Annotated in this window: 5 protein-coding genes and 1 tRNA gene; 1 reads left to right on the forward strand and 5 read right to left on the reverse strand. The window is 31.5% G+C overall.

Translation table 11 applies throughout. From position 1 onward, the window contains the following. Window positions 1-144: 144 nt before the first annotated feature. The gene (gene pgk, locus Q0370_RS04335; RefSeq protein ID WP_021744049.1) at window positions 145-1347 is read right to left on the reverse strand and encodes a phosphoglycerate kinase; all 1203 of its coding nucleotides are present in this window, start codon (window positions 1345-1347) and stop codon (window positions 145-147) included. A 185-nt stretch (window positions 1348-1532) separates the two neighbouring features. Then, window positions 1533-2123 (reverse strand): GNAT family N-acetyltransferase, encoded by a 591-nt coding sequence (locus Q0370_RS04340; protein ID WP_299572614.1) that lies wholly within the window; start codon window positions 2121-2123, stop codon window positions 1533-1535. Window positions 2124-2286: 163 nt separating this feature from the next. Between Q0370_RS04340 and Q0370_RS04345 the strand changes: the two genes are divergently transcribed. Beyond that, window positions 2287-3033: a phosphatase PAP2 family protein gene (locus tag Q0370_RS04345; protein WP_299572617.1), complete on the forward strand. Its 747-nt coding sequence runs from the start codon at window positions 2287-2289 to the stop codon at window positions 3031-3033. A 257-nt stretch (window positions 3034-3290) separates the two neighbouring features. On the opposite strand, the gene Q0370_RS04350 is transcribed toward Q0370_RS04345, so the two are convergent. From Q0370_RS04350 to Q0370_RS04360, 3 genes are all read right to left on the reverse strand, one after another. Further along, window positions 3291-3367: transfer RNA gene (locus Q0370_RS04350), tRNA-Arg, on the reverse strand. Between the two features lie 25 nt (window positions 3368-3392). After that, window positions 3393-3650 carry a 50S ribosomal protein L28 gene (gene rpmB / locus Q0370_RS04355; protein ID WP_018451587.1) on the reverse strand — a complete coding sequence of 86 codons (258 nt, stop codon included), beginning with the start codon at window positions 3648-3650 and terminating at the stop codon, window positions 3393-3395. A 220-nt stretch (window positions 3651-3870) separates the two neighbouring features. Then, window positions 3871-4833, reverse strand: coding sequence for a hypothetical protein (locus tag Q0370_RS04360; RefSeq protein WP_299572623.1), 963 nt, complete (start codon window positions 4831-4833; stop codon window positions 3871-3873). Window positions 4834-4920 lie beyond the last annotated feature (87 nt).

Raw genomic sequence — 4920 nt, forward strand, 5'->3', positions numbered from 1 at the left:
AATCTTACTTATACCAAATTTATTTAAAAATAAAAATGACTATCTCAAAAAATTAATTTCAAGACAGCCATTTCGTGATTAAAATGAAAAAATTATTTTTAGTTAACTAAATTAATTAGTCAATTAAGTTAGTTATTAAAGTTATTATTTCTCTGAAATTGCATCTACTCCTGGCAATACTTTTCCTTCCAAGTATTCAAGTGATGCTCCTCCTCCAGTTGAAATATGTGAGAATTTGTCAGCAAATCCTAATTGGATAGCTGCCGCTGCTGAATCTCCACCACCGATGATTGTTTTAGCTCCAGATAATTCTGCGATTGCTTTACATACACCGATTGTCCCTTTTGCGAAGTTTTCCATTTCAAATACTCCCATTGGTCCGTTCCATACTACTGTTTTTGCACCAACTAGAGCGTCTGAGAATAATTTAATAGATGCTTCTCCTATATCTAATCCCATCCATCCATCTTCGATAGCGTCTACAGAAACTGTTTTAAATTCTGTATCATTTTTAAATTCTTTTGCTACAACTGTGTCAATTGGTAATAGCAATTCAACATTTTTTTCTTTTGCTTTTTTGATTAATGAAGCCGCTAATTCTACTTTATCAGCTTCTAATAATGAAGAACCTGTGTTTTTACCTTCAGCTTTTAAGAAAGTGAACATCATTCCTCCACCAATGATTACTTTATCAGCTTTATCCAATAAGTTTTCGATTACACCAATTTTATCAGAAACTTTTGCTCCACCTAAAATAGCAACTAATGGTCTTTCAGGATTGTCAACTGCTCCACCGATAAACTCGATTTCTTTTTCTACAAGGAATCCTACTGCTGATTCTTTGATATTTGAAGCAATTCCTACATTTGAAGCATGTGCTCTATGTGCAGTTCCAAACGCATCATTTACAAATACATCTCCAAGTGATGCCCAGTATTTTCCTAATTCAGGATCATTTTTAGATTCTTTTTTACCGTCTAAGTCTTCAAATCTAGTATTTTCAAACATTAGGATTTCTCCATCTTTTAACTCAGCAACTGCTTTTTCTAAAGCTGCTCCTCTTGTTTCTGGAACAAATTTAACTGGTTTTCCTAAAAGTTCTTCTAATCTTTTTGCAACTGGTGCTAAAGTTTTTGATGCTTTATCAGCTTCTTCTTTTACTTTCCCTAAGTGAGAGAATGCAATTACTTTTCCACCATTTTCCAAAATATATTTCAAAGTTGGAAGTGCTGCTGTAATTCTATTATCATTTGTAATAACTCCATCTTTTATTGGTACATTGAAATCAACTCTTACTAATACTTTTTTACCTTTTACATCTAAATCTTTTAAAGTTTTTTTAGCCATTCGGTTATATCCTCCTAAAATTTATCATAATATCTTTTCTTCCTAATTGAATTATACCACTCTTTAATTCTATTTTCAAGTAATTTAAGACATAAACTCAAAACATTTTTAGCATATAATGAAACAATTCATTTTTAAGCGTAAAAATCTATATTCTAAAGCGATTTTTCATAATTTTTTACACTTTATTCAAACTTCAAAATTTTTCTTAATTTAATTTCATCAATTTCTGATATTTTTCTAACTGGATTAGGATTATCAAAATGCTCATTAATAGACTTTTCAAACCAGGTAACACCAATCCATTTTCCAAATTTATACCCTGCATTTTCAAAATATGCAGCCTTTTTAAATCCAAAGTAATTGTGTAATTTCTCGCTATTTTCATTAGGATAAGTTACAAGTCCATAAACATTTATAACATTCTGCAACTTCAATATTTCAATCAAAATTTTATATAACTTTTTCCCAATTCCATTTCCATAAAATTTTTCATCAGTATAGACAGAAAGCTCCGCATCCCACCGATAAGCAGCCCTACTCCAAATCTTATAAGCATACGCATAACCGGCAATCTCATTTCCACATTCACAAACAATATACGGATATTTCTCTGAAATTTTTCTTATTCTCCCTTTAAATTCATCAATTGAAGGCACTTCATACTCAAATGTAATAGTAGTATTTTCAACATATGGTTTATAAATTTTTAAAATTTTTTCAGCATCTTCTTCGGTTGCAAATCTAAAAATTAGATTTTCTTTTTTTTCTTCCATCTTTTTATACCTCCGTATATTAATTTTACTTTATTAATACGAATATGTTAACATTTTTTAATATAAATTTCAATGAAATAAAATTTTAAATTTACTATTGACATTTATTAAAAATACGGTATAACTTAATTAAGAAATTCTATAAGAAAAGGATGGTTAAAGTATGAAAAAATTACTATTAGTTGGTGCACTTTTAGTTACAAATTTGATTTCATTTTCTGCAGGGAAAGGAAATGATGTAACAACAAAACCAGATGTTTATTTTTTAAAAAGTTCACAAGTTGTAAGCAGTTATGATTTATTGCCACCTCCGCCAGCAGTAGACAGCATTGGATTTTTAAATGATAAGGCTCAGTACGAAAAAGGAAAATTGCTTAGAAATACTGAAAGAGGAAAACAGGCATATAACGATGCACGTGTAGAAGGAGATGGAGTTCCTCGTGCTTTTTCAGAAGCTTTCGGATATACAATCTCAGCTCAAACAACTCCAGAAATTTTCAAATTAGTTACAAAATTGCGTGAAGATGCAGGAGATTTAGCTACAAGATCTGCAAAACAGACATATATGAGAATCCGTCCATTCGCATATTTTAAAGAATCAACTTGCCGTCCAGAAGATGAAGCAAGCCTTTCAACAAATGGTTCTTATCCTTCAGGACATACTTCAATTGGGTGGGCTACTGCATTGGTTCTGGCTGAAGTAAATCCAGCAAGACAAAATGAAATTATAAAACGTGGTTATGAAATGGGACAAAGCCGTGTAATTTGTGGATATCACTGGCAAAGTGATGTTGATGCAGCTCGTGTAGTAGCAAGTACAGTTGTTGCAACACTGCACTCAAACAGTGAATTTAACGCTCAACTAGCCAAAGCAAAAGCAGAGCTTCAAAGATTAAGCAGAAGAAAATAAGAGAATAAAGATATTACATTTTAAAATCTTTCTTAGTTTTGTAAAGTATTTTTTATATATTCTTCAAAATATACTCGAACCTATTTAAAATTGAACTGATAGAAATTATATAATTTAGGGTTTGAGTAAAATAGTCATAATTTTTGAGTTTTGTTTTAAACTAGTTTTACTATAAATTTGAATAGAAATAAAATAAAAAGGGCATCATTACGATGTCCTTGAATTTTATATTCCATTAAATAATTCTTTACATAAAATGGCGTACCCGTGAGGAATCGAACCCCAAGCCTTCTGATCCGAAGTCAGACGCTCTATCCAGTTGAGCTACGGATACACAGAAAAAAGTAAGTTATAAAAACTTACTTTGCTAAGATTTTTAATATTTTAGGGCTTAATGTTTCTTTGTTTTTTAACAAGATTTTTTTAACTTGATCGTTATTTTTCCCTTTTAATGTTTTCATTGCTTTTGTACAAACTCTTACTCTAACTTCTTCATTGTTAATAGTTAAAAGCATTGTTTGTAAATTTGGCCTCCAAATTCTTTTTGTAGCTCTGTGAGAGTGACTTACTCTATTTCCATGGCTTACTGTTTTTCCAAAAACTTCACATCTTTGCATCTTTATTCACCTCTACTAAAATATTTTAGTAGTTCTCCTTTCATCTTTATTTTTTTTACAGTCATTTACTGTTTTTTATTATAATATATTAACTTAACTCTTTTAAAAAAAATCGTTATTCAGTTAAAATTATTTTTACATATCGAAATTTATTTTATCATATTTTAGGAATTTTTACAAGTTATTATCCATATTTTTTACTTTATTTCACAAATTTTCCTTATTTTTGAAAAAATTGCTTTAAATTTGGCGGAAAATAATTTGGTCCTTTTATTACCTTTCCGTCTTCACGATAAATTGGATTCCCATTTTCATCCAGCTTGCTAAGGTTACTTCGATGAATCTCCTCAAATACATCCTCAATAACATCCTGCATCCCATGCTCAATTATTGTCCCACAAAGAATATAAAGCATATCTCCAAGAGCATCTGCAACTTCCACAATATCTCCTCTTTTAGCCGCTTCTAAATATTCCTCATTCTCTTCCTTCATCAAATCAAATCTCAATTTTTCTACGATTTTCTTTGTTTTTGCAACTAACTGAATATCATTTTGAAGATCTGCTAATTGTTTTTCAGTAGCTTTTTTAGCTTCTTCTACTGTCTTGTAAACCACCTCATCCTCACGATAAGCTATCATTCTGAGCGCTTCAGCTTCTTTTACTTTATCAGCTATAGATTTTTCAAGTTGGTCACGTTTTGCAATCAAGTCTTTAGCCGTTTTAACTTGCTTATCCATCGCTTCAGTTGCTTCCTGAATCGTATCGTACTCTGCTTTTTCTTCCTTATATCTTAGATTATTCTCATTAAGAAGTGATTTCAAATCTTGATAAGACTTAGAAAGATCCGCCTCTGTCTTAGGAGCTTCTTCTTTAGGTGCCGCTTCTTTAGATTTTGATTCCTCTGTTTTTGGACTCTCTGCCTCTACCTTAGGGGCTGGAGTTTCAGCTTTTGGAGCTTCTTCTACATCTGTTTTTGGACTTTCTACATCAACTTTCGGCGCTTCTGCCTTAGGAGCAGTCGATTCAGTAGTTGCTGTTGCTGGAGCAGGAGTTGAAACCTCATCCGCACTAGCTGTTACCGCATTCACTGCACCAAAAAGAAGGGCTGCACTTACAAATAAGACTCCCGTAGCACCTTTTTTCATTTTACGAATAGAGCCATGTCCTTTATATTTAATCATTTTACATAAACCTCACTTTTACTTTTCATTTTTTAACGATGAGCAATCTAGCCAAGGTGGGCTAAAAAAACATTACACGGTAGAACA

Origin of the sequence: uncultured Leptotrichia sp., from assembly GCF_938036635.1 — a bacterium.
Lineage (GTDB): Bacteria > Fusobacteriota > Fusobacteriia > Fusobacteriales > Leptotrichiaceae > Leptotrichia > Leptotrichia hongkongensis.

Excerpts from the sequence above, each read along its gene's own strand:
- pgk (WP_021744049.1), bottom strand. The coding sequence starts at position 1,347 with ATGGCTAAAAAAACTTTAAAAGATTTAGATGTAAAAGGTAAAAAAGTA.
- Q0370_RS04340 (WP_299572614.1), bottom strand. The coding sequence starts at position 2,123 with ATGGAAGAAAAAAAAGAAAATCTAATTTTTAGATTTGCAACCGAAGAA.
- Q0370_RS04345 (WP_299572617.1), top strand. The coding sequence starts at position 2,287 with ATGAAAAAATTACTATTAGTTGGTGCACTTTTAGTTACAAATTTGATT.
- rpmB (WP_018451587.1), bottom strand. The coding sequence starts at position 3,650 with ATGCAAAGATGTGAAGTTTTTGGAAAAACAGTAAGCCATGGAAATAGA.
- Q0370_RS04360 (WP_299572623.1), bottom strand. The coding sequence starts at position 4,833 with ATGATTAAATATAAAGGACATGGCTCTATTCGTAAAATGAAAAAAGGT.